This window comes from Nonomuraea sp. NPDC001831 (assembly GCF_042892035.1).
In the GTDB taxonomy this organism is placed as follows: Bacteria; Actinomycetota; Actinomycetes; order Streptosporangiales; family Streptosporangiaceae; genus Nonomuraea.
The window spans coordinates 20,977-43,501 of sequence record NZ_JBIATU010000027.1 but is presented as its reverse complement, the minus strand read 5'-3'; the positions used below and the strand labels follow the sequence as shown (position 1 = coordinate 43,501).

Annotated in this window: 26 protein-coding genes and 1 tRNA gene; 15 read left to right on the top strand and 12 right to left on the bottom strand. The window is 69.5% G+C overall.

Annotation, left to right across the window (positions count from 1 at the left end; translation table 11 throughout):
- Positions 1–60: 60 nt before the first annotated feature.
- Positions 61–1,914, bottom strand: a complete 1,854-nt coding sequence (locus tag ACFYYW_RS46520) for a glycosyltransferase family 2 protein (protein ID WP_387660368.1) — start codon at positions 1,912–1,914, stop codon at positions 61–63.
- A 271-nt stretch (positions 1,915–2,185) separates the two neighbouring features.
- On the opposite strand from ACFYYW_RS46520, the gene ACFYYW_RS46515 reads away from it, so the two are divergent.
- Together ACFYYW_RS46515 and ACFYYW_RS46510 are read left to right on the top strand one after the other, a co-directional pair.
- Positions 2,186–2,578, top strand: a complete 393-nt coding sequence (locus ACFYYW_RS46515) for a hypothetical protein (protein ID WP_352322306.1) — start codon at positions 2,186–2,188, stop codon at positions 2,576–2,578.
- A 313-nt stretch (positions 2,579–2,891) separates the two neighbouring features.
- Positions 2,892–3,833 carry a D-2-hydroxyacid dehydrogenase family protein gene (locus ACFYYW_RS46510; protein WP_387660365.1) on the top strand — a complete coding sequence of 314 codons (942 nt, stop codon included), beginning with the start codon at positions 2,892–2,894 and terminating at the stop codon, positions 3,831–3,833.
- Positions 3,834–3,859: 26 nt separating this feature from the next.
- Here ACFYYW_RS46510 and ACFYYW_RS46505 read toward each other — a convergent pair whose 3' ends face one another.
- The gene (locus ACFYYW_RS46505) at positions 3,860–4,429 is read right to left on the bottom strand and encodes a CGNR zinc finger domain-containing protein (RefSeq protein ID WP_387660362.1); all 570 of its coding nucleotides are present in this window, start codon (positions 4,427–4,429) and stop codon (positions 3,860–3,862) included.
- 71 nt (positions 4,430–4,500) lie between these two features.
- On the opposite strand from ACFYYW_RS46505, the gene ACFYYW_RS46500 reads away from it, so the two are divergent.
- The 9 genes from ACFYYW_RS46500 to ACFYYW_RS46460 all read left to right on the top strand — a co-directional run bounded on the left by ACFYYW_RS46500 (position 4,501) and on the right by ACFYYW_RS46460 (position 12,085).
- Positions 4,501–5,250 carry a class I SAM-dependent methyltransferase gene (locus ACFYYW_RS46500; protein WP_352322312.1) on the top strand — a complete coding sequence of 250 codons (750 nt, stop codon included), beginning with the start codon at positions 4,501–4,503 and terminating at the stop codon, positions 5,248–5,250.
- Positions 5,251–5,304: 54 nt separating this feature from the next.
- Positions 5,305–6,075 carry an arylamine N-acetyltransferase gene (locus ACFYYW_RS46495; RefSeq protein WP_387660358.1) on the top strand — a complete coding sequence of 257 codons (771 nt, stop codon included), beginning with the start codon at positions 5,305–5,307 and terminating at the stop codon, positions 6,073–6,075.
- Positions 6,076–6,116: 41 nt separating this feature from the next.
- Positions 6,117–6,821 (top strand): class I SAM-dependent methyltransferase, encoded by a 705-nt coding sequence (locus tag ACFYYW_RS46490; protein WP_387660355.1) that lies wholly within the window; start codon positions 6,117–6,119, stop codon positions 6,819–6,821.
- A 130-nt stretch (positions 6,822–6,951) separates the two neighbouring features.
- Complete coding sequence (locus ACFYYW_RS46485; RefSeq protein ID WP_387660352.1) at positions 6,952–7,770, top strand: hypothetical protein; 819 nt, start codon at positions 6,952–6,954, stop codon at positions 7,768–7,770.
- 231 nt (positions 7,771–8,001) lie between these two features.
- On the top strand, positions 8,002–8,574 hold the full coding sequence (locus tag ACFYYW_RS46480) for a DUF6461 domain-containing protein (protein WP_387660349.1): 573 nt from the start codon (positions 8,002–8,004) through the stop codon (positions 8,572–8,574).
- A gap of 126 nt (positions 8,575–8,700) precedes the next feature.
- Entirely contained in the window at positions 8,701–9,294 is a 594-nt protein-coding gene (locus ACFYYW_RS46475; protein WP_387660347.1) for a hypothetical protein, read from the top strand.
- An 80-nt stretch (positions 9,295–9,374) separates the two neighbouring features.
- A complete protein-coding gene (locus ACFYYW_RS46470; RefSeq protein ID WP_387660344.1) occupies positions 9,375–10,397 on the top strand; it encodes a hypothetical protein in 1,023 nt (340 codons plus the stop codon).
- Between the two features lie 158 nt (positions 10,398–10,555).
- Positions 10,556–11,269, top strand: coding sequence for a DUF3027 domain-containing protein (locus tag ACFYYW_RS46465; protein WP_387660341.1), 714 nt, complete (start codon positions 10,556–10,558; stop codon positions 11,267–11,269).
- A 546-nt stretch (positions 11,270–11,815) separates the two neighbouring features.
- Positions 11,816–12,085, top strand: coding sequence for a hypothetical protein (locus ACFYYW_RS46460; protein ID WP_387660338.1), 270 nt, complete (start codon positions 11,816–11,818; stop codon positions 12,083–12,085).
- 100 nt (positions 12,086–12,185) lie between these two features.
- Here the strand turns inward: ACFYYW_RS46460 and ACFYYW_RS46455 are convergent.
- Together ACFYYW_RS46455 and rlmB are read right to left on the bottom strand one after the other, a co-directional pair.
- Positions 12,186–12,258: transfer RNA gene (locus ACFYYW_RS46455), tRNA-Thr, on the bottom strand.
- 20 nt (positions 12,259–12,278) lie between these two features.
- Positions 12,279–13,250: a 23S rRNA (guanosine(2251)-2'-O)-methyltransferase RlmB gene (gene rlmB, locus ACFYYW_RS46450; RefSeq protein ID WP_352322330.1), complete on the bottom strand. Its 972-nt coding sequence runs from the start codon at positions 13,248–13,250 to the stop codon at positions 12,279–12,281.
- A gap of 323 nt (positions 13,251–13,573) precedes the next feature.
- Here rlmB and ACFYYW_RS46445 point away from each other — a divergent pair, with 323 nt between their 5' ends.
- Positions 13,574–14,272 (top strand): class I SAM-dependent DNA methyltransferase, encoded by a 699-nt coding sequence (locus tag ACFYYW_RS46445; protein ID WP_387660334.1) that lies wholly within the window; start codon positions 13,574–13,576, stop codon positions 14,270–14,272.
- A gap of 113 nt (positions 14,273–14,385) precedes the next feature.
- A complete protein-coding gene (locus ACFYYW_RS46440; RefSeq protein WP_352322334.1) occupies positions 14,386–14,718 on the top strand; it encodes an NIPSNAP family protein in 333 nt (110 codons plus the stop codon).
- Between the two features lie 113 nt (positions 14,719–14,831).
- Here ACFYYW_RS46440 and cysS read toward each other — a convergent pair whose 3' ends face one another.
- Both cysS and ACFYYW_RS46430 read right to left on the bottom strand, forming a co-directional pair.
- On the bottom strand, positions 14,832–16,223 hold the full coding sequence (gene cysS / locus ACFYYW_RS46435) for a cysteine--tRNA ligase (protein ID WP_364413915.1): 1,392 nt from the start codon (positions 16,221–16,223) through the stop codon (positions 14,832–14,834).
- A gap of 43 nt (positions 16,224–16,266) precedes the next feature.
- Positions 16,267–16,653 (bottom strand): PPOX class F420-dependent oxidoreductase, encoded by a 387-nt coding sequence (locus tag ACFYYW_RS46430; protein WP_387660330.1) that lies wholly within the window; start codon positions 16,651–16,653, stop codon positions 16,267–16,269.
- Between the two features lie 59 nt (positions 16,654–16,712).
- Between ACFYYW_RS46430 and ACFYYW_RS46425 the strand changes: the two genes are divergently transcribed.
- A complete protein-coding gene (locus ACFYYW_RS46425) occupies positions 16,713–17,786 on the top strand; it encodes a DUF2637 domain-containing protein (RefSeq protein WP_387660327.1) in 1,074 nt (357 codons plus the stop codon).
- Between the two features lie 101 nt (positions 17,787–17,887).
- On the opposite strand, the gene ACFYYW_RS46420 is transcribed toward ACFYYW_RS46425, so the two are convergent.
- From ACFYYW_RS46420 to ACFYYW_RS46405, 4 genes are all read right to left on the bottom strand, one after another.
- Complete coding sequence (locus tag ACFYYW_RS46420) at positions 17,888–18,157, bottom strand: GlsB/YeaQ/YmgE family stress response membrane protein (protein WP_352322341.1); 270 nt, start codon at positions 18,155–18,157, stop codon at positions 17,888–17,890.
- A 98-nt stretch (positions 18,158–18,255) separates the two neighbouring features.
- Positions 18,256–18,546, bottom strand: a complete 291-nt coding sequence (locus ACFYYW_RS46415; protein WP_352322343.1) for a GlsB/YeaQ/YmgE family stress response membrane protein — start codon at positions 18,544–18,546, stop codon at positions 18,256–18,258.
- A gap of 187 nt (positions 18,547–18,733) precedes the next feature.
- Positions 18,734–19,204 (bottom strand): 2-C-methyl-D-erythritol 2,4-cyclodiphosphate synthase, encoded by a 471-nt coding sequence (ispF, locus tag ACFYYW_RS46410; RefSeq protein ID WP_387660324.1) that lies wholly within the window; start codon positions 19,202–19,204, stop codon positions 18,734–18,736.
- A 17-nt stretch (positions 19,205–19,221) separates the two neighbouring features.
- Positions 19,222–19,704 (bottom strand): CarD family transcriptional regulator, encoded by a 483-nt coding sequence (locus ACFYYW_RS46405; protein WP_043624891.1) that lies wholly within the window; start codon positions 19,702–19,704, stop codon positions 19,222–19,224.
- 290 nt (positions 19,705–19,994) lie between these two features.
- On the opposite strand from ACFYYW_RS46405, the gene ACFYYW_RS46400 reads away from it, so the two are divergent.
- Positions 19,995–20,537, top strand: coding sequence for a copper chaperone PCu(A)C (locus ACFYYW_RS46400; protein ID WP_387660321.1), 543 nt, complete (start codon positions 19,995–19,997; stop codon positions 20,535–20,537).
- 55 nt (positions 20,538–20,592) lie between these two features.
- On the opposite strand, the gene ACFYYW_RS46395 is transcribed toward ACFYYW_RS46400, so the two are convergent.
- Positions 20,593–21,285: a response regulator transcription factor gene (locus ACFYYW_RS46395; protein ID WP_352319693.1), complete on the bottom strand. Its 693-nt coding sequence runs from the start codon at positions 21,283–21,285 to the stop codon at positions 20,593–20,595.
- The gene (locus ACFYYW_RS46390; protein WP_387660481.1) at positions 21,282–22,454 is read right to left on the bottom strand and encodes a sensor histidine kinase; all 1,173 of its coding nucleotides are present in this window, start codon (positions 22,452–22,454) and stop codon (positions 21,282–21,284) included. The genes ACFYYW_RS46395 and ACFYYW_RS46390 overlap by 4 nt, the downstream gene beginning before the upstream one ends.
- Positions 22,455–22,525 lie beyond the last annotated feature (71 nt).

The window sequence follows — 22,525 nt, the reverse complement described above, 5'->3', positions numbered from 1 at the left end:
AAGGACGAACAAATCCTCCTCACTTTAGAGCATCGCCTTGCACCTGCACATAGGTGGCAATTACTGAAGGAGCTTCCTGAGGATCGTTCGCGGCGTCAGCCGGCGCACGACCGTGCTCAGCCGCCCCTTCCCCGAGGTCGCGTACGGCCGCACGCTGCGCAGCAACGCCGCACCCCGCCACCTGCTCGGGCCGGCGACCGTGTCGGCGTCGGTCTCGATCCTGAACAGCGCGGGCGGTCCGCCGAGGTCGAGCTCCAGGTAGGCGTCCCAGGTGCCGGGCGGGAGCCGGCCCACCGCCGGCCTGGCCGCGAACCCGCCCCCGGGCAGCGCCGTCACCCGCTCGGCGCGCTCGCGGCCGGTACGCCGTTCGCGCCAGACGATCTGCCTGATCGCCGCGCACTCCGGGGCCTGCCCGGCCACGCTGACCTCGCCGTGCACGACGAGCCGGTGACCCAGCCCCCACCTGGTCCGCTCCAGCCGGACGGTGCCGGGCACGGCGACGACATGGCCGCCGACGTCGATGCTCAGATTGCCGTTGTCCCTGGTGAAGTACGGCAGGGTCACCACGCCGCCGATCAGGCGCGGCTGCGGCCGGGTGACGCCGTTGTCCCGGTCGGCGCCCAGCCGGCCGTGGCGCACCACCCCCTCCAGCTCGACCGCCACCCGCAGGTCCCAGACGCCGGAGGCGAGCGCGGCGGCCTCCACCCGGGCGGTGAACTCCGCGCCCTGCCGCTCGGCCGGGACGACGAGCTCGCCGTGCGGGTCGTTGCGGGCCCGCAGCACCAGGGCCACGCCGTCGTCCTGGCTGATGCCCTCCAGCCCGGCCGTGCCGCTCACCACCAGGCAGTCCTCCTCCCAGCGCAGCCCGGTCAGCCGCCGCCGCACGGTGGCGCTCTCGATGCGGGCCAGCCGGACCAGGCGGTCGACGTCGCCGAGCGCGGCCACGCGCTGCTTGTCGATGGTGTTGAGGCGGTCGTGCACGCCGGGGGTGAACCACTCGTCGCACAGCGCCGCGACCTCCTGGGCGATCTCCTTGCGGCGCACGTCGTCGCTCTCCAGGAACACCGTGCCGAGCTGACTGAAGGCGTCGAGCCTGAAGTGCCGGCGCAGCAGGTGGTCGCGCAGCGGGCCGGGCTCGACGTGCCGGGCCATGAGCCGGATGGGCCGCCGGATCATGGTCAGCCAGGCGATCGGGTCGCGGCTGCCCGCCTGCTGCATGATGCTGCTGCCGTCGGACCTGGAGACCAGGTGGTAACAGTCGTAGTCGGCGACCACCGAGATCACGCCGGCGTGGCAGTAGGCGTGCACGGTGAACATGATGTCCTCGCCGACCAGCATGTCCTCGGCGAAGCGGATGCCGTGGCGCTCGACCATCTCGCGCCTGAACAGCTTGAAGCAGCTCAGGCTGTTGTAGACGTTGCTGTCGGCGAGGGTCAGGCGCTCGGCGTTCTGCTGGAACATCGAGGCGGGGGCCCGCCTGCCGTGGCCCACGATCTTGCCGAGCACGATGTCGGAGCCGTTCCTGTCGGCCATGGCGACCATGCGTTCCAGCGCCTCGGGGCCGAGGTGGTCGTCGGCGTCGCAGAAGAAGACGTACCGGCCGGTGGCGTGGGCGAGGCCGACGTTGCGCGGCCGGCCGGCGCCGCCCGACCCCTCGATGTGCACGACCTTGACGCTGGACTGGTGGTAGGTGGCGTAGAGGTCGAGGAGCTCGGCGCCGCCGTCGGTGGAGCCGTCGTCGACGACGATGATCTCCTTCTTCACCCGCTGCACGAGCGCCGAGGTGAGGCACCTGTCCAGATAGGGACGGCAGTTGTGCACCGGGATGACGACGCTGACGTCGACCGTCTCGTCGTTGTTGCCCGCCGCCATCGCCATCACTGCCGTCACCTCGGAGTCACGTTGCGCCGCCATGTCGTTTCAGTATGTGACGAAAGCCCGTCGCCGCGGGGGCCGATCGGCCGTCTTGGAGTCACCTATTTGCCGACCTTGGCGATTCGTAGCATTCCTCAGATAGACCACCCAGATGGCTCTAATCAGCGCATTCACCAGGGACCGAATGAGTTTCAGGGGAAAATCCTCGACCTGCCAGAGGAAGAAAACTCTCCGCCGGGATCAAGGACGTACTCCGTGGGCGTCTCAGGTCATCCTCCGGCGGGGTACAGACGTCTACAGTTAGGCAACCTTGACCGGGGAGGTGGCGGTAATGGCATCGAATCTTCGCTGGCATCGGGCGGGCGGCACGGGCATGGGCAAGGCCGAGTTCGCTCGTTCATCGGCGCGCCTGACGGAGCTCTTCCAGTGCTCGGCGATGCTGCGACGTACGCGGATGCGGGCCGAGGAGATCGTCGACGAGGCCCGCACGCTGCTGGCCGAGGCCGAGGCCGAGGAGTTCGCCGACCCCGACCGCATCGAACGTCTGCGTGGCCAGCTGGAGGAGGCCCGGGCTTCCTACTCCAAGGTGCTGACCGCATATGTCACGATCTGCCGTAGGATCAACCAGGAGCGGCAGGAGATTCTGGCGATGCAGATGGACATCGAGTTGAACCGTGATTCCGGCCTGTCAGGAGTTGCCTGATGATTTGTCCGGGACAATTCCTGTAACCCTGGATGGAATGACTCCCCCTCCCTCCGGCCCGCGCCTCCCCTGAGAACGTTTCAGATAGATGTGAACCTATGTGACATCTGAGACGTCTTTTGTTCAGGGAGGCCCACCATGCGCGTCCTTGACGGTCTGGCGTCGCCGGACCTGGAGGAGCTCAACCTGGAGCTGATCCTGGTCGCGGCGCTGCACGAAGAGGCGGAAAGGCTAGCCGCCGAATGAACGGGCTCCAGCTCCCCGGCCCCGCCGGGGAGCTGGAGCAGGGGGCCGCGGCGTAGGATCACGGATCATGCTGCGCTGCGCCGTCCTCGACGACTACCAGGGCGTGGCCCTCGGGCTGGCCGACTGGTCGCGGGTCCGGGCCACGAGCTTCCGGGCCCACTTCACCAGCCAGGACGAGCTGGTGGCGGCCCTGGCCGACTTCGAGATCGTGGTCGTCATGCGGGAGCGCACGCCGTTCGGGGCGGAGCTGTTCGAGCGGCTGCCCCGGCTGCGCCTGCTGATCACCACGGGCATGCGCAACGCCTCCGTCGACCTCGACGCCGCCCGCGCCCGCGGGGTCACCGTGTGTGGCACCGGCAGCGCCTCCACCCCGCCGGCCGAACTGACCTGGGCGCTCATCCTCGGCCTGGCCCGCCACCTGGTGCCCGAGGCCACGGCGATGCGCTCCGACGGCCCGTGGCAGAGCACCGTCGGCATGGACCTGCACGGCGGCACCCTCGGGCTGCTCGGCCTCGGCAAGATCGGGGCGCAGATGGCCCGCATCGGGCAGGCGTTCGGCATGGACGTCATCGCCTGGAGCCAGAACCTGACCGCGGCGCGCGCCGGCGAGCTGGGCGTGCGGGCGGTCGCCAAGGAGGAGCTGTTCGCCGAGTCCGACGTCGTCTCCGTCCATCTCGTGCTGAGCGAGCGCAGCCGCGGGCTGGTCGGCGCGCGCGAGCTGGCGTTGATGCGGCCCAGCGCCTACCTGGTCAACACCTCGCGGGCGGCCATCGTCGACCAGGCCGCCCTGGCGTCGGCGCTGCGCGAGGGGCTGATCGCGGGGGCCGGGCTCGACGTGTTCGAGACCGAGCCGCTGCCTGCCGGGCACGAGCTGCGCAAACTGCCCAACGTGCTGGCCACCCCCCATCTCGGGTACGTCACCGGCGGCAACTATGAGACCTACTTCCGCGACGCCGTGCAGGACATCGACGCGTTCCTGGCCGGCGCGCCGATCCGCGTCCTGGCCTGACCCGGCTCACTCCGGCTCACTCCGGCTCAGTCCGCTTTCGTCCTGGCCCGGAAGGCGGCGGTCTTGACGCGGTTCTGGCAGGCCGTGGAGCAGAAGCGGCGGGTGCCGTTGCGGGAGACGTCCACGTAGACGCGGTCGCAGTGGGGGGCGGTGCAGACGCCGAGCCGGTCGCTGAACTCGCTGCCGAGCACGATCGCGAGCCCGGTCGAGCAGCTCGCCGCCCAGTCGCCCGCCACCGAGCCGCCGGGGCCGTGGAAGTGCAGGTGCCACGGCTCGCCGTCGTGACGTTCGAGCATCGGCCTGGCCCTGCTCTCCTCCAGCAGCGCGTTCGTGGCCATGGCGGCGCTGTCGACGTCGCCGTCCGCCACCGCGCGGAACACCGCGCGCAGCCGGGCCGCGACCTCGGCCAGCTCGGCGGCGTCGGCCGCGCCGATCCCGCGGTGGCCGGGATAGACGCTGCCCAGCGCGCCGGAGGCGGCCGCGGCGAGGTCGTCGGGGACGGCGAACTCGCGCCCGCGCTGCTCGCCCGGGGTCAGCGCGTTGACCAGTGCCACGGCGACCCGGACGATCCCATCTGTGTGACTGTTGTAATCCACTTGACCAGTTACACCTTCGCGTTCTAAGTTGTGACTGCTCAAATCCTAGACGACAGTTACAGGGAGATCCGATGCTCACTCAGGAAGCCGCGCTGGCATGGATCGAGCGCTGGGACCGTCAGCAGGAGGGCTACCTGCCCGACCGGGAGGCCCGCTTCACCGCGCTGATCGACGCGGTCGAGGCGCTGGGCCGGCCGGATCCCGTGGTCATCGACCTGGGGTGCGGGCCGGGGTCGTTGTCCGCCCGGCTGCTCGAACGCCTGCCCTCGGCCACCGTGATCGCCGTCGACGCCGACCCGCTGCTGCTGGGGCTCGGCCGGGCCGCCTACCCGGGGCTGCGCTTCGTCTCGGCCGACCTGCGCACCGGCGGGTGGACCGAGGCGCTCGGCCTTGACCGTCCGGCCGACGCCGCCGTCAGCACCACCGCGCTGCACTGGATCTCGCCCGAGGAGCTTCAGGAGACGTACGCCGAGCTGGCCGGCGTCCTGCGCCCCGGCGGGATCCTGCTCAACGGCGACCACATGGACTCCTCCTCCCCCACCCTGGCCCGGCTGGAGCACGCGGTGCACCAGCGCGAGACCGACCGCGTCTTCGGCGACCGCCGGCCCGAGGACTGGCGCGCCTGGTGGGACGCCATCGCCGCCGACCCCGCCTTCGCCGATCTCAACCAGGAGCGCAGCACGGCCGGCGCATCCCATCACGGCTCGGAGTCCCACCTGGTCGAGCAGCACGTCAGCGCGCTGACCAAGGCCGGGTTCGGCGAGATCGGCACGTTGTGGCAGCGCGGGAACAACCGCCTGCTGTGCGCCGTGCGAAGCTGACCCGCGACGCCATCCGGCGGGCGCGGGCAGGCGAGACGTGGTTTCCTGTAGGTCATGGACGAGTCGCAAGTCACCCGCTACCTGGACAGATTCGGAGCGTCCCGGCCGGTGCCGCCGGACGTCCACGGCCTGCGGGCCCTGCAGCTCGCGCACCTGCGGGCGGTGCCGTTCGAGAACCTGAGCATCCACCTCGGCGAGCCGATCTCGCTCGCGCCCGACGCCCTGTTCGACAAGCTCGTCACCCGCCGCCGCGGCGGCTTCTGTTACGAGCAGAACGGCCTGTTCGCCGCGCTGCTCACCGCGCTCGGCTACCGGGTGACCCTGCTCGCGGCGCGGGTGTTCGGCGGCGGCCGGCCGGGGCCGCTGTTCGACCACCTCGCGCTCCGCGTCGACCTCGACGAGCCGTGGCTGGTGGACGTCGGCTTCGGCGACTTCGCCGACGAGCCGCTGCGGCTCGACGAGCGCGCCGAGCAGAAGGACGGCGCCGGGGTGTTCCAGATCGTGCCCGCCCCCGGGGAGCACGGCGATCTGGACGTGTCGCACAACGGCGAGCCCGCCTACCGGCTCACCGCGCGGCCGTACGAGCTGGCCGACTTCGTGCCGACCTGCTGGTGGCAGGCGACCTCGCCGGACTCGCACTTCACCAGGTCGCCGGTGTGCTCGATCCGCACGGCGGAGGGGCGTACCACGATCAGCGGGCGCAAGCTGATCGTCACCCGGCAGGGCGAGCGCGCCGAACGCATCCTGAACGAGAACGAGCTGCTTCCGGCCTACCGGGAGCACTTCGGCGTGACGCTCGACCGGGCGCCGGCGGCGGGGGCCTGACCCGGGCGACGTCCGTGTCGGCTGAACTACGGTGGCCGACCATGGCCGACTACATCTCTCCCGTCTTCTACGACCTGCTCGCCGTGCACAGCCACATACCGGGTGTGCGCGAGAAGCTGCCCCCTCTCCTGGCCGGAGTTCGCCGCAGCCTTCTGGAGATAGGCGCCGGAACCGGGCTGATCACCACGTCCCTGGCCGAGTGCACGCCCGCCGAGATCTTCGCGCTGGAGCCCTCGGCCACGATGCGGTCGGTACTGATCTCCCGCCTGGCCGAACGTCCTGACCTGCTCGAACGGGTCACCGTGCTGCCCTGCGACGCCCTGAGCCTCGACCTCGACGAGCCGGTCGAGGCCATCGTGATGATCAACGTGTTGTACGCCCTGGAACCCGGCTACCGCGGGCGGCTCTGGCCCGTCCTGGCCGACCATCTGGAGCCCGGCGGTCTTCTCGTCCTCACCTGGCGCGACGGCGGCCCGCCGAAGCCCCGTCCCATGCGGCGACTGGACTCCCGCCGGGTGGGCCGCCACACGTACACGGTCTCGTCCGAGATCGTCGAGTCGGACGGCGAACGCGCCACGTGCCGTTACCTCTACCGGATCGCGCAGGGCGACGAGGTGCTCAGCGAGGAGGAACTCGTCGGGCACGCCTACCGTCCCGCCTGGGAGACCCTCCGGGAGGAACTCGTGAGCGCGGGTTATGTCCGGACCGCCGCCCCCGACGGCCTCCTGGCCTGGCGACGCACCTGATCGAGGTCAATATTCGACCTTCCGGTTTCCCGGAAATCGTCGGCACACGATTGTTACGAGATATCACCCATCAATCCAGCACCGTTCTCTTACTCTTTTCCCTGCTATATCCACAAAAAGAAGGACACTGATGAAACTCCTCTTCGCGGGCCTCGCGACCACGGCGGCGGTCGTGTGCGCGGCAGCCGTACCTGCTCAGGCCGCATCCCCGGCAACCGCGCAGGCCGCTCTGGCGGACGCGGTGAAAATCCTGAAAGCCCAACTACTACCGGGCAAGAGCGTGAAGATCGCCCAATTAAGCAGCATCACCGTTGATTTCTCCGTCGACGACCAGGCCATGCAGGTGCAGGTGAACACCCGCACCGACGGGACGCTGGCGTTCGGCAAGGGCAAGGTGGCGGCCGCCGACCTGCGCGTCCGCATGTCGTCCCGCCAGGGGGCCGAACCTCCCTACCGGGTCGTCGCCGAAGGCAGGAACGCCTACGTGACCAACCCCGGCATCGCCAAGGCGTTGCCCGCCGGACGCTCCTGGATCGGCTCGCGGACCAGCGAGCGCGAGAACCCCATCCTCGACACGGGCGTCAGCCCTGCGGACCTGAAGTTCATGCTGGACAGCTCCTCCGAGGTGGCCACCGGCGAATACCAGGGCACCGCCACCCTCGCCGCCTACCGGCACGACAAGTCGGCCGGCGAAGGCAGCGTCGAGTTCCACCTGTACTTCGACAAGAACAACCTGCTCACCCGCGCGGTCGTCGACTCGACCTCCTCCTCGGACGGCGACGCCTACCGCCAGATGGCCTTCCACACCGACACCAAGTACTCCGGCTGGGGGGCCAAGGCGAAGATCAACGTGCCGGCGGCCGGCAAGGTCGTCAGCGAGAAGAAGCTCACCCCGAAGACCCGCAGGGCCGTCATCAAGGCCGGCTACCCGCAGACCGGCCCCTTCTGACCCCTTCACCGGGCCCGGCGCCACCGGCCTGCCACCCGCAGGCCGAGGTGGCGGGCAGGCGGGGCTGCCGCCCGCAGCCCCGCCCGCAGGCGATACACGGCCATGAATCCGGCCGCCGTCCTCCAGCAGGGATGCTGACCCACCCCTGGACTTTTCCGCACGACGCACGCAGGCGGCCGCCTACTGACGACGCGAGCTGTTCCTGTCGGTGCCGCGTGCCAGCATGACGGCATGTCCTTGCAGCCCCTTGATCTCTCCTGGCTCTGCGGCGAATACGCCGAGGAGTGCTACAGCTTCATCTACGTGCGTGCCACGCCCGAACAGGTGGTCGCGCGCCTCGGCGGCCGCTGGGAGGACTTCACACCGGGCCCCTTCCCCGATGACCCCGACTACTTCTCGAACCCGGGAGACCCTGTCGGCGTCGCCTCCATCGGCGACTGGACGTTCATCTTCGACCCCGACTGGCTAGGCACCGGCGAAGACCTGATCATCGAGCTGTCCAAGGGCACCCGCCTCGTCTCCCAGGCCGCACTCGGCGTCAAGGACCTCGACTACTTCTACTGGTGCGAGGACGGCGAGATCAGATTCGGCTGGGGCGGCGACGACGGCTTCCTGACCGAAACGCCCGCCGAACTCGTGGACACGATGGAGGAGATCGACAGGCTCTACCCGTCGCGTCCCCGGCTCTACAGAGGCCCGTCCTTCCTGCTCGTCGAGCACCTGACCGGCATCAGGGCGACGGAGCACCTGCTGAAGAGCTCCACGTTCAGATGGGGCGTCATCCCACCCGCGACCAAGCCCTGACGTCGGCAAGCCCGACACGCGTCGAGGCCTCCAGACGGCTCTTCGAGCACATCGCCCGAGGAGATCCTCGCCGCCCACCTCTACGGCGGCTGCACGGACACCCGATTCCTTTGGATACTGCCGGCCATGGTCATCATCGAAGTCGTCCTGGAGACCCACGACGCGGTGGACTTCACGGCCTGGCCGATCACCGAGCCGTCGAACGACCGCCTTCTGGCCCTCTCCGGCCGGATGTCCCCCGCCGACGTCGGGACGGCCATGGCCGTGATCTTCAGCTGCAACGGCCTCCCGATCACGCACGCCGCCGAGTTGACCGAGGCGCAGCTGCGACAACACCTCGCCGAAACGGGCGGCCTGAGCGCTCCGGGCGGTCTGCGCTTCCGCGACACCACCACCGACGTCGACGTCCCGCCCGGTTGCTGTTTCGGCCTGGAGAACTGGCGGGACTGGTGGGACGTGGCCCGCGGGCACGAACCCTGGCTCGGACACGACCCCACGCCGCACATCACCCATGTGGGACACGTCATCCAGCTCCGGCAGCACGTCGATGACTCCCCGTCCATCGAGATCACCCGCGACCAGCTCGCCGGCCTGCTCACCACGGCCCAACAGCACTTCTCCGGGTTCCTCGACCTCGCCCGGCAATGGGCGACGATCACGACCCCGGGGCCGGCCGACCGGCTCGTCGCAGCCCTCGACCAGCACTTCGCGATCACTTGAGCCTTCTCACCCTCGGCCGGCTCCCCCAAGGCCGCATGTTGTGCCACCATGATCGCCTCGCAAGCGGCAAGGGAGGCTGTTTGGTCGTCTTCTCCTGTACGTCGTGCGGCGCCGTGCTGACCGCGCGGGTCGCGCGGGTGGCGCTCCCCGACCACTCCGGCCAGAAGTACGGCCATGACCTGCTCCCCGGTCTTCTGGAGCCGGGAACATACGTCGTGGACCCTGGACATGGCCGACCATGGGCTCCCTTGATGCCCGAACCAGAAGATCACGGCGTCCGGCAACTGACGTACCACATCACGGGCCCTCCGGACAGGATCGGGATCGCGCCGGGCGACCTCCGCGGGACCGCCTTCATCCCGGACCGGTTGGGCGGCTGCTGTTGCGGCTGGGACGGCCAGTACGGTCCCAACCTGGCCTGCGCCAGCTGCGGCTGCCCGGTGGCGACCCGCGTCGACGACTGCGGGTTCTGGCAGGTGGTGTGGCTGGAACCGGACGTCGTGCGCCCCGTCGCCGTCGCCGGCCCTGTCCAGCGGGTGATGGACTGGACGGAACTGCCGAGCACGCCGCCCGTTGATCCGCTTGGTTTCTGGAGCCCCCGGTGGGAGGCCGCAATCGCGGTGGCCCTGGCACACCTGGTGGCGGTTTCGGGCGGCAGGCGGGTGTCCGTCCCTGAGGGGCTCGTCGCGGAGACGTTTCGCCGGACGATCGACAGCCTGCTCCCTCCCGGGCCGCCGGAACGACACCTCGTCCTGGCCGGCCCCGGCCTGTCCACGCCGATCACTGACATGGCCCTGGTGCCGAAGCACCCGCAGACCGGTGAGGCATGGCCGTGTGACGCGGGCGCGGTGGTGCCGCTCGCTGCGGACGTGTGGACGTACCTGGCCTTCAACGACGATCGGCGGCTCATGCCCGCGGCGTGCGGGATGCCTGCCGCCGTCCGCCGCGACGACCCGCCCGCGCTGCTGCCGCACAGGCTGTTCCATCCCGATGGCCGCATCTTCTTCAGCTCACTGGAGCGACTGACGACGGTTCGGTCACCGTGGCTGCGCCGCATCCACGACTCGATGAAGGACCGCCCGTACCTGGCCCCTTTCGCGTAGACCTCCCCGCAGCAGCGCGGGACCCGGTCCCGCCGGCAATAGCATCGCCCCGAACGCACGGTCGTCCAGTCCCTCGCAGGCGGTCACCGCCAGGGCCAGGATCCGGCCAACTGTCAATGATCACTCGTCCACCGGATCCTGAGGATTGTGACTGGCAGATGAGAGACGCTCCCGACCATGCTGGATACGGCGAGGACGAACGCTCCGCAATTCACGAACGGTGGCTTGGGGAGCGTCATCGGCGTACCGAGGATTCCCATTATCAAGAAGAGTGGTACGCCGAGCAGTGCGGTGCCTGCCGATTCTGGTTCCCGCTGGCCGGCGCCCTCGGCAATGACTACGGTGCGTGCGCGAGTGCGGCGTCCCCCTTCGACGGCCGGATCCGTTTCGAGCATGACGGATGCGACGCCTTCCAGGAGTCGGGAACCTGGTCCGTCCCGGAAGACCACGAGACGTGTCGACGGCGGCGGCTGTACCTCGACGCGCTGGACAATACGGATGAGCGCGGCTTGTCACTGCTGCGCGACGCGCTGGCCGAAGAGCCTGACCGGGAGCTGGCACTGGCCGTGATCCTGCGCGCGCTGGAGGCGGTGACCGCTGACGAGCGGCGCAAGTGGATCGATCTGGCCCCTGCCGGACAGGACCGGGAGCGTGCCGAGGCCCGCGCGAAAGATCTGGAACTCCTGACGAGCGGGCCGGTCGGTCAACCCGGCGAGTGGTCGGAGTGGCTGCAGCTCAGACTCGCCGCGACCACCTCCGATCCGGCGACGCTCGAAACCCTCGCCCGGGCGGGGCGCACGAAACGCGTCAGGCGCCTGGCCTCAGAGCGCAAAAGGGCGATGCACGACCCCAGCCCCCCGCCCATCCAGTGAGGACGAATCGCCCAGCACTTGTACGACCACCTGCTCCTCGACATCGTCAAGAACACCAACTCCAACCATCGATTCCTTCGTGGCGCGAGGGAAGCGGGCCTGGTCACGAGGTCGAGGTGAAGTGCTCCACCAGACGAACGACATCGCCGCCGTCGCCCAGGCCCGCCCGGTTCGTCCCGTGTCGACGGCAAGCGGGATGATCAAAATGTGCCTAAGCCGCCCATGAGCTCGGCGTGCGACTGGAGAGCCATGCCACGTAGGCGCTCATTCAAGATCCGTACCTGAGATCGGCGTGCGGGACCCGCAGAGCTGTGATCCATCAGCTTCCCGGGCTTGGCGGTCGTCCCGTGGCCGCAGTCATGGCCCGCAAGCACGCTCGCATGTGGCCAGGAGCGGTGACGGCCTTGGCGGCCTGGTCGGCGTTCAACGGGTCCACGCCGAACCTGATCCCCAGGAACCTCCGCGCCCCCAAGACTCACAACCGCCCGGCCGACAAGGTCCAGGCGGAGTTCCTGGCGTCGCGGAAGAACGTCGGCCAGCCCGAAGATGAGCTGGCTGGAGATGGGGCCGGGCGAGCCGTTCAAGGCGCCGGGCACTCCGAACTCGGCCCTCCTGGCTGACACATCCACCCTCTCGACAGCCTCGACGCCCTGCCCACCCGCGACCACGCTGCTCCTGGCCGGCGTTCCCGTCCACGTCGTCGCGGCCCGGCTCGGCCACGCCGCCCCCGCAATCACCCTTCGGGTCTACGCCCACGTCATCAACGAGCAGGCGGCCACCGCTGCCGACGTCTTCGCCCAAGCCGTCGGAGGGTAGCGGCCGTGTAAGCAAGCCCGTTAGCAAGATTTCGATGTTGTCCTGACAAATCAAGAGGCCCCTGAACCGGAAACACCGGTTCAGGGGCCTCTTCACGCAGAGCCGACGAGGGGAATCGAACCCCTGACCTTCTGTTTACAAGACAGATGCTCTGCCGATTGAGCTACGTCGGCACGGCCTACCAGTGTAGACGCTAGCGGCGCCTGTGACGAGCGACCTCGTACAGGGCCACGCCGGCGGCGACCCCGGCGTTGAGGGATTCCGCGGCGGCCTGCATGGGGATGCGGACGACGACGTCGCACTGCTCTCGCACCAACCGGCCGAGGCCCTTCCCCTCGGAGCCCACCACGACCACGAGCGGCTCGGCGAGGAGGTCGGCGTCGCCGATGTCGATCTTGCCGGCGCCGTCGAGGCCGACGATGAAGAGGCCGGCTTCTCGGTATTCGCGGAGGGCGGCCGTCAGGTTGGAGGCGCGGGCGACGCGCAGTGTCGCGAGCGTGCCGGCCGAGGTCTTCCACGCGCCACCGGTCACCCCGGCCGAGCGGCGGGACGGGATGAGCAGGCCATGCGCCCCGAACGCGGTGGCCGAACGGGCGATGGCGCCCAGGTTGCGCGGGTCGGTGACCGAGTCGAGCGCCACGATCAGCGGGACCTCGGCCGCGTCCTGGGCCAGTTCGACCAGCTCGGACGGGTGCGCATAGTCGTAGGCGGGGATCTGGAGCGCGATGCCCTGGTGGACGACGCCCTCCGTCATCCGGTCGAGCTTGTCCCGGGTGACTTCGAGCAGCGCGATCCCGCGCTCCGCCGCGATCTTGATGGAGTCGCGTACGCGGTCGTCGTTCTCGACGCGCTGGGCTACGTAGAGGGCGTTGGCGGGCACCCCGGCCTGCAGCGCCTCCAGCACCGGGTTGCGGCCGCCGATGTATTCGGGGGCGTCCTCGGAACGCTTCTGCCGGGCCGGGCCGCTGCCCGGACGGCGCGTCTCGCCGCCGCGGTCCTCCCTGGCGATGCGCTCGGACCTGGCCTTGTCCTTGTACCAGTGGCGCATCTCGGCAGGCGGCGTCGCGCCCCTGCCCTCGAGCGACCGGCGCTTCTGGCCCCCGGTGCCCTTGGAGGGGCCCTTCTTCTTCGCGGGCCTGCCCGATGCCCTACCGCCTGCTGCCATGCCATCAAGGGTATCGGCCCGCCGACCCACCCGGTCCCGCCGGGCAAGGCCCGCACCTGATCCCGACGTCCGCATACGACCGGCCGCGGCACACCTGGCGAGCCGCCTGCCCTCAGAACACACGTAGCGCGCCACTCACTGCCTCACCGAACGTCTGTCACTCCATCGGGCTGCACACGAGACGGTATCCGCCCAGCACGACGACCACAGGCCCGCCCGCCCCTCTCCCAGCAAACCCTCCCCAAACAGCGCAAAAGGCGTCCACCTCTGAACCGGCCCCAGGCAACTCCTGGAGCCCCCAAGGCTGGTTATCGTCCTGGGCCATGACTGAGTCCGCCTACCTCCACGCCACCCGAACGGCCTACGACACCGTCGCCCCCGAATACGCCGAACTGCTCAGGAACGAACTCGACACCAAGCCCCTGGACCGGGCCATGCTGGCCGCGTTCGCCGAGCTCGTGCGGGGCCCGGATGCCGGAGAGGTGGCCGACCTGGGCTGCGGTCCGGGCCGCGTCACCGCCCACCTGCACGCGCTCGGGGTGACCGCCTTCGGCATCGACCTGTCGCCAGGGATGATCGACGTCGCCCGCCGGAGCCACCCCGGCCTCCGCTTCGACGTCGGCTCGATGACCGCGCTGGACCTGGCGGACGCGTCCCTGGCCGGCGCCGTCGCGTGGTACTCCACCGTCCACACCCCGCCGGAGTTCCTGCCGACGGTGTTCGCCGAGATCCACCGGGTGCTGGCGCCGGGCGGCCACCTGCTGATCGCGTTCAAGGTCGGCGACGAACGCCGCCACCTCAGCCAGGGCTACGGCCACAAGCTGTCGCTGGACGTCTATTGGACTCCCCCGGAGCACATCGCCGACCTCCTCGACAGGGCCGGCCTGTCCCTGGACGCCCAGCTCATCCGCGAGCCCGACGAGAGCGAAAGACCCCGCTCAGGCCGGCAGGCCTTCTTCCTGGCCCACAGACCAACCGACGAACCAACCGCCAAGCCGGAAAACGCAAGCACCGGTTCTTAGCCACAGCCCAGAAGACCGAACCCCCACTGACGGAGGATGTCAGCGACCACCGAATAACGTGCCGCCCACCCAGCACTTCCCCGACCGGAACGTCCCCCCGAAGGAGCACCCGCATGATCCTGGAGATCCGCACCTACCGCCTCAAACCTGGCACCCGCGCAGACTTCCTCCGGGTCATGCACGAAGAAGCCCTCCCCCTGCTGGCGAAGGCCGGCATCGACGTGGTGAGCAGCGGCGCCTCCCTCGTGGACGAGGACGGCCACGAGGAGGCGTACCTCATCCGCGCGTTCCCCTCGAAAGAGACCCGCGACGAGCAGGAGGACGCCTTCTACAGCAGCCCGGAATGGCACCAGGGCCCGCGTGAGGGCATCGTCTCGCGCATCGACGGCTACCACACGATCGTGATCGAAGCCACCGACGCCGCCGTCGCGGCTCTCCGCGGCTGACGGCGGACGCGGAAGGCGCCCGCCGCAGCCGACGACGGACGCGGAAGGCGTCCGCCGTGGCCGACGACGGACGCGGAAGGCGCGCCCGCCATCAGTTCAGGAGCGGCGGAAGGTCAGCGGGAAAGCTCCCAGCGGGCGCCGTGCGGCGTGTCCTCGACCGTGATGCCCGCCGCGGCGAGCTGGTCGCGGATCGCGTCGGCCGCCGCGTAGTCCTTACGGGCGCGCGCGGCCTTGCGCTGCTCCAGGGCCACCGCCACGAGCGCGTCGACCACCGGCGACAGGTCGGAGCCGCCCCCGCGCCACTGCGGCGAGCGAGGGTCGAGGCCGAGCACGTCGAGCATGTTCTGGGTCTCGGCGAGCAGCCGCGCGATGGCCTCCTTGTCGCCCCGAGACAGCGCCACGTTGCCCTCGCGCACCACCTCGTGCACCACGGCGAGCGCCTGCGGCGTGCCGAGGTCGTCGTCGAGCGCGTCGGCGAACGCCTGCGGAAGGGGCGCGTCGGCGTCGACGTCGTGGATCACCTCGGCGGCGCGGGTGACGAAGCCCTCGATGCGCTGGTAGGCCGCCGCCGCCTCCAGCAGCGCCTCCTCGGAGTACTCGATCGAGGAACGGTAGTGGGGCGCGGCCAGGTAGTAGCGCAGCTCCACCGGACGCACCTTCTGCACCATCTCGGGGATCAGCAGCGAGTTGCCGAGCGACTTGCTCATCTTCTCGGCGCCGATCTTGAGCATGCCGTTGTGCATCCAGTAGCGGGCGAAGCCGTCGCCGGCGGCCTGCGACTGGGCGATCTCGTTCTCGTGGTGGGGGAAGATCAGGTCGATGCCGCCGCCGTGGATGTCGAACGTCGGCCCGAGGTATTTGGTGGCCATCGCCGAGCACTCCAGGTGCCAGCCGGGACGCCCGAGCCCCCACGGCGTGGGCCAGGTCGGCTCGCCCGGCTTGGCGCCCTTCCACAGGGCGAAGTCGCGCGCGTCGCGCTTGAGCGACTCGTCGTCGGTGTCGGCCGCGGCCCGCATGTTCTCCAGCTTCTGGTTGGAGAGCTTGCCGTAGTGGTCGGCGTAGGACTGGACGCTGAAGTAGACGTCGCCGCCCGAGGCGTAGGCGTGGCCGCGCTCGATCAGCCGCTCCATCAGCGTGATCATCTCCGGCACGTGGCCGGTCGCCCGCGGCTCGACGGTGGGCGGCAGGCAGCCGAGCGTGTCGTAGGCCCAGGTGAAGGCCCGCTGGTTGCGCTCGGCGATCACGAACCAGGGCACGTCCTCCGCGGCCGACACCCTGATGATCTTGTCATCGATGTCGGTGACGTTGCGGCAGAACGTCACGTCGTAACCGGAACGCGTGAGCCAGCGCCTGAGCACGTCGAAGTTCACGCCTGAGCGGATGTGCCCGATGTGCGGAGGAGCCTGCACGGTCGCCCCACACAGGTAAATCGACGCCCGGCCGGCTTCGACCGGAACGAATTCACGGGTGGCGCGCGTGCTGGTGTCGTAGATGTGCAGGCTCACAAAGGCAAGGCTAACGCCTCGGAGGCTCTTGTAGGCCGATTACTCAGCCTCGCACCGTGACCTTGTCAGGACGGATCCGGATGATCAGGCGCTCGGTGCCCGGCTTGTCCTCCCAAGACTCGCCTGTGTACTTCTGGGCCAGCTCCTGGATCAACGCGCCCTCGGGGTCCTCCTCGATCGTCACCCGGCCGCGCACCTCCAGGTAGCGATAGGGATTGCCGGGGTCGATGACCAGCAGACTCGTCCGCGGGTCGCGCTCGAAGTTGCGCGGCTTCACCCGCCCCCGGACGGTCGAGAACAGGACGTCGTCGCCGTCCGTGCGCACCCACACCACGGTGGACTGCGGTCCGCCGTCGGGGTTGAGGCTGGTCACCGTCGCATGATTCGGGGCATCCAGGAGTTCGCGCGCTTCTTCCGGCAGCTCGGGCATGTGTCTCCCTCGATCGGTCGTGATCCCCATTCTTCTGTAGTCTCGAAGGCGCCATGGACGTGACTCCCCCCTCTACGCTCCGTCGCCTGGGCATCGCCCTGGCCGGGCTCGCGGTGGCCGCTCTGACCGGAGCCGCCTGCGCGCTGTCCTTCGACGATCTGCGCGCGCTGGCCGTCACCGGCGAGGCGCGGCAGGACCTCGCCTTCCTCTATCCGGCCGCCTTCGACGCGCTGCTCGTGGTCGCGCTGCTCGGCGTGCTGCTGCTGCGCCCAGCCCGGCCGCTGGTGCGGGCGCAGGCCGCCACCGTGCTGGTCCTGCTCATCGTGGCCGCCGCGGCGGCCGACGTGGCGACCGCGCTGCGGTTCACCTTCGACGCGCGCCAGGTGGCCGTGGGCGTGGCCCTGGCGCCCTGGGTCATGCTGGCCGTGGCCCTGTGGCTCTGGCTGCTGCTGATCAAGCACGTCCAGGCTCACCGGGCCGCGGCGCGCGAGGAGGATGACGACGACGACTTCGTGCCCTTCCATCCGGGCCGCGCGGCCGACACGCCGCCGCCGCTGGTGACCGAGGCGCCCCCGCCCGTGCTGGAGTCCACGCCGCTGGTGGGGCCCACGGCCGCGCCGGAGACGCCCCCGGTCCCGACGCAGGTGTCCGAGTGGCAGGCCGTCCCGCAGGAGCCGGAACCCGAGCCCGTACGAGCCCCTGAGCCCGTACGAGCCCCGGAGCCCGTACGAACGCCCGAGCCAGAACCGGAACCCGAGCCCGAACCGGAGCCGGAACCCCAGCACGAGCCGGACCCCGAGCCCGAGCCCGAGCACAAGCCGGAGCCGGAACCAGAGCCGGAACCCGAGCCCGAGCCGTTGAGGCGGCCGGTCCGGTGGGGCGACCGGGTGAAGCCGACCGACGTCCTGGTCCACCCCCGATCCGACACCCGGGCCACCGACACCCGCGACGTCGACACCCAGCCCGTCCCCATCATCGAGGACGACCGCCGAAGCCGCCCCGCCGCCGACGAGCCTCGAACGCCCCAGAGCGACTCTGAGGACACCGCACCCCACCCGGTGATCCACGAGGACACCCAGGCCCCGTCCGGCCGCCTGCGCAGCACTCCGCGCCCGCCGGACCCCGAGGAATAGCGGCCACACCCCCAGGAAACGCAAAAAACGAGAGGCCCGTCCGGGATGATCCCGGACGGGCCGTTTCGTGTGCGTCTATCTCGTCTACACCCCTGGCGCCGCTAGACCCTGGAGCCGCGGCGTAGGCCCGCGACCAGGCCGACACCGACGATCGCCAGGACGACCTGCATCACAAGCTCGATCCAGTCGATGCCGGGGGTCGTCTCGACGCCGAGCACCTGGGCGATGAGGGTGCCCAGCAGGGCGGCGACGATGCCGACGACGATGGTGAGGATCCACCCGATGGCCTGCCTGCCGGGCAGCAGCAGGCGACCGATTGCGCCAATGACGGCGCCAATCACGATGGCGCCAAGGATGGACTGAATGGTCATGACACGAAACCTCCCCGTGAGAGTGAGCCGTTCACTCTCACGGGGAGCTTCGCTACCCGATCGCCGACGATTATGCGCCGGCTTTACGAACGAGCAGGTCAGGTCGTGGTTCGACCGGTGCGGCCACCGCGTCCGCCCCAGCCCATCCGCGTCACGAGGAGCACGCCGACCACAGCCAGGACGAGCTGGAGTATGTGTTCGAGCCAGTCGATGCCCTTGGTGTCGGCCCAGCCGAACGCCTGTGCGATCAGGGTGCCGATCAGGGCGGCCACGATGCCCACGATGAGCGTCAGGCCGATGGACATGTTCTGCCTGCCAGGCACTATCAGCCGGGCCAGCGCACCGACGATGGCGCCGATGACTACTGCGGAAACGATCGCGCCGATCATGTGTAGCTCCCCCCGAGACGTTCACATGTCTTAGATGGGGACATACCCGACACCTGGGGAAACTACCCACTGAGGAAGGCGGCGGTCCGTACCGCGCCAGTGACGAACCGCCGCCCCCACAGTTGGCGGGTTCGGCGACGACCCGCCGGGACACCCTCACGCATCCCACACATAAGACGCTGAATGCCTAGGAAAGGTTGACCACGAGGGCCGTGGCGATCGCAGCGATCCCCTCGCCGCGCCCGGTGAGCCCGAGCCCGTCGGTGGTGGTGGCCGAGACGCTCACCGGCGCCCCCACGGCGCCGCCGAGCGCCAGCTCGGCCTCGGCACGCCGAGGAGCCATCTTGGGACGGTTGCCGATCACCTGGACGGCCACGTTGCCGATCTCGAAGCCCGCCGCGCGCACCTGGCGGGCGGTCTCCTCCAGCAGGGTGACCCCGGAAGCACCGGCCCAGCGGGGATCGGACGTGCCGAACAGCCCGCCCAGGTCACCCAGGCCGGCCGCGGACAGCAGCGCGTCGCAGGCGGCATGCGCGGCGACGTCGCCGTCGGAGTGGCCGTCGAGCCCGAGCTCCGCCGGCCAGCGAAGGCCGGCGAGGCTGAGCTCACGCCCCGAGTCCGCCGAAGCGAACGGGTGGACGTCGACTCCGACGCCCACCCGTGGAAGATTCGTGTTCAGGAGTTGAGAACCTCGTCGAGCAGGGCCTCAGCCTTGTCCTCATTGGTCTTCTCGGCGAGCGCGAGCTCGCTGACGAGGATCTGACGAGCCTTCGCGAGCATGCGCTTCTCGCCCGCTGACAGGCCGCGCTCGCGGTCGCGACGCCACAGGTCGCGAACCACCTCCGCAACCTTGTTCACATCGCCGGAGGCGAGCTTCTCCAGATTGGCCTTGTAACGGCGCGACCAGTTGGTCGGCTCTTCCGTGTGCGGCATCCGAAGAACATCGAAAACCCGCTCAAGGCCTTCCTGGCCGACGACGTCGCGCACACCGACGAGTTCCGCGTTTTCTGCTGGCACCTGGACGGTAAGGTCGCCCTTGTCGACCTTGAGCACCAGGTAGGTCTTTTCCTCACCCTTGATGGATCGCTTCGTGATTGCTTCGATCCGAGCAGCCCCATGGTGGGGGTAGACGACAGTGTCGCCGACCTGGAAAGTCATGTGACAAGTACCCCTTCCGCTGTACTCCAGGGTACCACGCATCCACAGGCTCCCGGAACAGTGAAATCCTCATAACTGCAGGTCAAAGCCGCATATTGGGGCTTGACAAGTCCTCGACCGTATGAATCGCATTTCCGGACATAGCGAATGACCTGCGGGGGTGCGGATATGACCATGGATTCAGGTGGATATGGTAGGCGCTGCCCAACACCCCATGCGCCATACCGCGCAAGAGCAAGGAGAACCCGCACGTGACCAGCCGTCGCTGGATTGTCGTAGCCGCCGCGTTCTTGGCAGCCCCCGTGCTCGCGGGCTGCGGGGCAGGATTCGACGCCAACACCAACAAGCCGTACGCCCCGAACGAGGCGGTCGCACTCATCGACCAGGGTGCTTATGGCACGCGCGGCATTCACATCCCGCAGGCGTTCATCCTCGGCCCCGACTCCGGCGCCCAGCTCCCGTGGCGCGGTTCAGCCCCGATCTACCTGAACATCCTCAACACGGCGGGCGCCGCCGACACGCTCCAGGCCGTCTCCGCGGGCTCGGTCGGGTCCGTGAAGGTCGCCACGCCGATCCAGCTTCCCCCCAACCAGCTCGTCAACACCGGCAAGCCGCAGCCCCAGCTGATGCTGGAGAGCATCTCCACGAGCCTCAGGGGCGGCGAGAGCGTGCGCCTGGACCTCCAGTTCGCCAACGCCGGGACAGTGACCCTGAACGTCCCTGTGGTCACGCGCAGCCGTGAGTTCAAGGACTACCCGGCCGCCCCCAACGCCACCCCGGTCGCGACGCCCTCGGCGTCGCCCACCCCGACGGCCACCGAAGAGGCCCACTGACGGCATGAGAGAACCCTTGTTCTGGTACGAACCCACGTACCAGAACAAGGGTCGTTCACTCCTCGACGGCGTCGAACTTGTAGCCCAGGCCGCGCACGGTGAGGATGCAGCGCGGGTTGGACGGGTCCGCCTCGATCTTGGCCCGCAGGCGCTTGACGTGGACGTCGAGCGTCTTGGTGTCGCCCACGTAGTCGGCGCCCCAGACGCGGTCGATGAGCTGGCCGCGGGTGAGCACCCGGCCGGCGTTGCGCAGCAGCACCTCCAGCAGCTCGAACTCCTTCAGCGGCAGCTGCACCTGCGCGCCGCGCACCGCGACGACGTGGCGGTCGACGTCCATGCGCACCGGGCCGACGGCCAGGACGGCGGTCTCCAGCTCCTCCACCACGTCGCCCTGACGGCGCAGCACCGCGCGGATGCGGGCCACCAGCTCCCGCGAGGAGAACGGCTTGGTCACGTAGTCGTCGGCGCCCAGCTCCAGACCCACGACCTTGTCGATCTCGCTGTCCTTGGCGGTCAGCATGATGACCGGCACCTTCGAGCGCTGCCGCAGCGAGCGGCACACCTCGGTGCCCGGCAGGCCGGGCAGCATCAGGTCGAGCAGCACGAGGTCCGCGCCGTTGCGGTCGAACGTGTCGAGCGCCTCGGGCCCGGTCGCCGCGACCGACACCTCGAAGCCCTCCTTGCGCAGCATGTAGGACAAGGCGTCGGAGAAGGACTCCTCATCCTCAACCACTAGAACTCTGGTCATTTTGCGGTCTCCAGGGGAATCGAGGGTGGTACTGCCACCGCCGTGCCGCCGAAGGCGGGCAGACGGAGGGTGAAGGTGGAGCCGGAGCCTTCCTTGCTCCAGACGGACACCTCGCCCGCGTGGGCCGCGGCGACGTGCTTGACGATGGCCAGGCCGAGCCCGGTGCCGCCGGTCGCCCGCGACCTGGCCGCGTCGACGCGGAAGAAGCGCTCGAAGATGCGCTCCAGAGACTCCTCGGGGATGCCGATGCCCTGGTCACTGACGCTGATCTCGACGGAGTCGCCGGCCGGGCGGACGCTGACCACGACCCGCGTGTGCTCGGGGCTGTAGGCGACGGCGTTGTCGATGAGGTTGCGCAGGGCGGTGACGAGCAACTCGTCGTCGCCCCAGATGCGCAGGCCCTCGGTGCCGCCGGTGACCAGCGTGATGTCCTTGGCCACCGCCTTGGTGTTGCAGTGGTCGATGGCGTCGTGGACGGCCTCGTCGATGGCGACCTGGCCCGGCGTGGGGATGGGCTCGGCGCCCTGGATCCTGCTCAGCGTGATCAGGTCCTGGACCAGGTAGGTGAGCCGGGCGGCCTCGTGCTGCATGCGCCCGGCGAAGCGGGTGACCGCCTCGGGGTCGTCGGCGGCGTCCTGGATGGTCTCGGCCAGCAGGCTCAGCGCGCCCACGGGAGTCTTCAGCTCGTGGCTGACGTTGGCGACGAAGTCGCGGCGCACGGCCTCCACCCTGCGCCGCTCGGTCTGGTCCTCGGCCAGCACCAGCACCTGGCCGTAGGAGCCGAGGGGGGCGACGCGGACGGCGAAGTTCGTCGTCTCCTGACCGAACTTGTGGCCGGCGACGTCGATCTCGCTCTCGCGGATCTCGCCGTCGCGGCGTACCTGTCTTGCCAGTGCGAGCAGCTCCGCGGCCATCAGCCTGTCGCCCTTGACCAGCCCGAACGCGCGCGCGGCCGAGCTGGCGCGCAGCACGCGGTCGTGCGCGTCGAGCACGACGGCGGACGAGGGGAGCACGGCGAGCACGGAGGCCACGCCCTGCGGCAGCGCCGCTCCGGTCTCGACGCCGTCGGCCGATTCGGTCCTGTTCGGAGCCTCGATCTGGTTCCGGTAGAACAGGACCGCCAGGGCTCCCACGACGAACCCGGCCAGGGCCGCGAAGCTCATGGCCATCTCACTCATGCCTCCGATGGTAGGTGGCGAAGTTCAAGGGACAGACCTCTCACCTGCGGATGAACAGCCCT

What these genes read in the sequence shown, in the direction of transcription:
- ACFYYW_RS46520 (WP_387660368.1), bottom strand. Translation starts at nt 1,914, where the DNA reads ATGGCGGCGCAACGTGACTCCGAGGTGACGGCAGTGATGGCGATGGCG.
- ACFYYW_RS46510 (WP_387660365.1), top strand. Translation starts at nt 2,892, where the DNA reads ATGCTGCGCTGCGCCGTCCTCGACGACTACCAGGGCGTGGCCCTCGGG.
- ACFYYW_RS46500 (WP_352322312.1), top strand. Translation starts at nt 4,501, where the DNA reads ATGCTCACTCAGGAAGCCGCGCTGGCATGGATCGAGCGCTGGGACCGT.
- ACFYYW_RS46495 (WP_387660358.1), top strand. Translation starts at nt 5,305, where the DNA reads ATGGACGAGTCGCAAGTCACCCGCTACCTGGACAGATTCGGAGCGTCC.
- ACFYYW_RS46490 (WP_387660355.1), top strand. Translation starts at nt 6,117, where the DNA reads ATGGCCGACTACATCTCTCCCGTCTTCTACGACCTGCTCGCCGTGCAC.
- ACFYYW_RS46485 (WP_387660352.1), top strand. Translation starts at nt 6,952, where the DNA reads ATGAAACTCCTCTTCGCGGGCCTCGCGACCACGGCGGCGGTCGTGTGC.
- ACFYYW_RS46480 (WP_387660349.1), top strand. Translation starts at nt 8,002, where the DNA reads ATGTCCTTGCAGCCCCTTGATCTCTCCTGGCTCTGCGGCGAATACGCC.
- ACFYYW_RS46475 (WP_387660347.1), top strand. Translation starts at nt 8,701, where the DNA reads ATGGTCATCATCGAAGTCGTCCTGGAGACCCACGACGCGGTGGACTTC.
- ACFYYW_RS46465 (WP_387660341.1), top strand. Translation starts at nt 10,556, where the DNA reads ATGAGAGACGCTCCCGACCATGCTGGATACGGCGAGGACGAACGCTCC.
- ACFYYW_RS46460 (WP_387660338.1), top strand. Translation starts at nt 11,816, where the DNA reads ATGAGCTGGCTGGAGATGGGGCCGGGCGAGCCGTTCAAGGCGCCGGGC.
- rlmB (WP_352322330.1), bottom strand. Translation starts at nt 13,250, where the DNA reads ATGGCAGCAGGCGGTAGGGCATCGGGCAGGCCCGCGAAGAAGAAGGGC.
- ACFYYW_RS46445 (WP_387660334.1), top strand. Translation starts at nt 13,574, where the DNA reads ATGACTGAGTCCGCCTACCTCCACGCCACCCGAACGGCCTACGACACC.
- ACFYYW_RS46440 (WP_352322334.1), top strand. Translation starts at nt 14,386, where the DNA reads ATGATCCTGGAGATCCGCACCTACCGCCTCAAACCTGGCACCCGCGCA.
- ACFYYW_RS46430 (WP_387660330.1), bottom strand. Translation starts at nt 16,653, where the DNA reads ATGCCCGAGCTGCCGGAAGAAGCGCGCGAACTCCTGGATGCCCCGAAT.
- ACFYYW_RS46420 (WP_352322341.1), bottom strand. Translation starts at nt 18,157, where the DNA reads ATGACCATTCAGTCCATCCTTGGCGCCATCGTGATTGGCGCCGTCATT.
- ACFYYW_RS46415 (WP_352322343.1), bottom strand. Translation starts at nt 18,546, where the DNA reads ATGATCGGCGCGATCGTTTCCGCAGTAGTCATCGGCGCCATCGTCGGT.
- ACFYYW_RS46405 (WP_043624891.1), bottom strand. Translation starts at nt 19,704, where the DNA reads ATGACTTTCCAGGTCGGCGACACTGTCGTCTACCCCCACCATGGGGCT.
- ACFYYW_RS46395 (WP_352319693.1), bottom strand. Translation starts at nt 21,285, where the DNA reads ATGACCAGAGTTCTAGTGGTTGAGGATGAGGAGTCCTTCTCCGACGCC.
- ACFYYW_RS46390 (WP_387660481.1), bottom strand. Translation starts at nt 22,454, where the DNA reads ATGGCCATGAGCTTCGCGGCCCTGGCCGGGTTCGTCGTGGGAGCCCTG.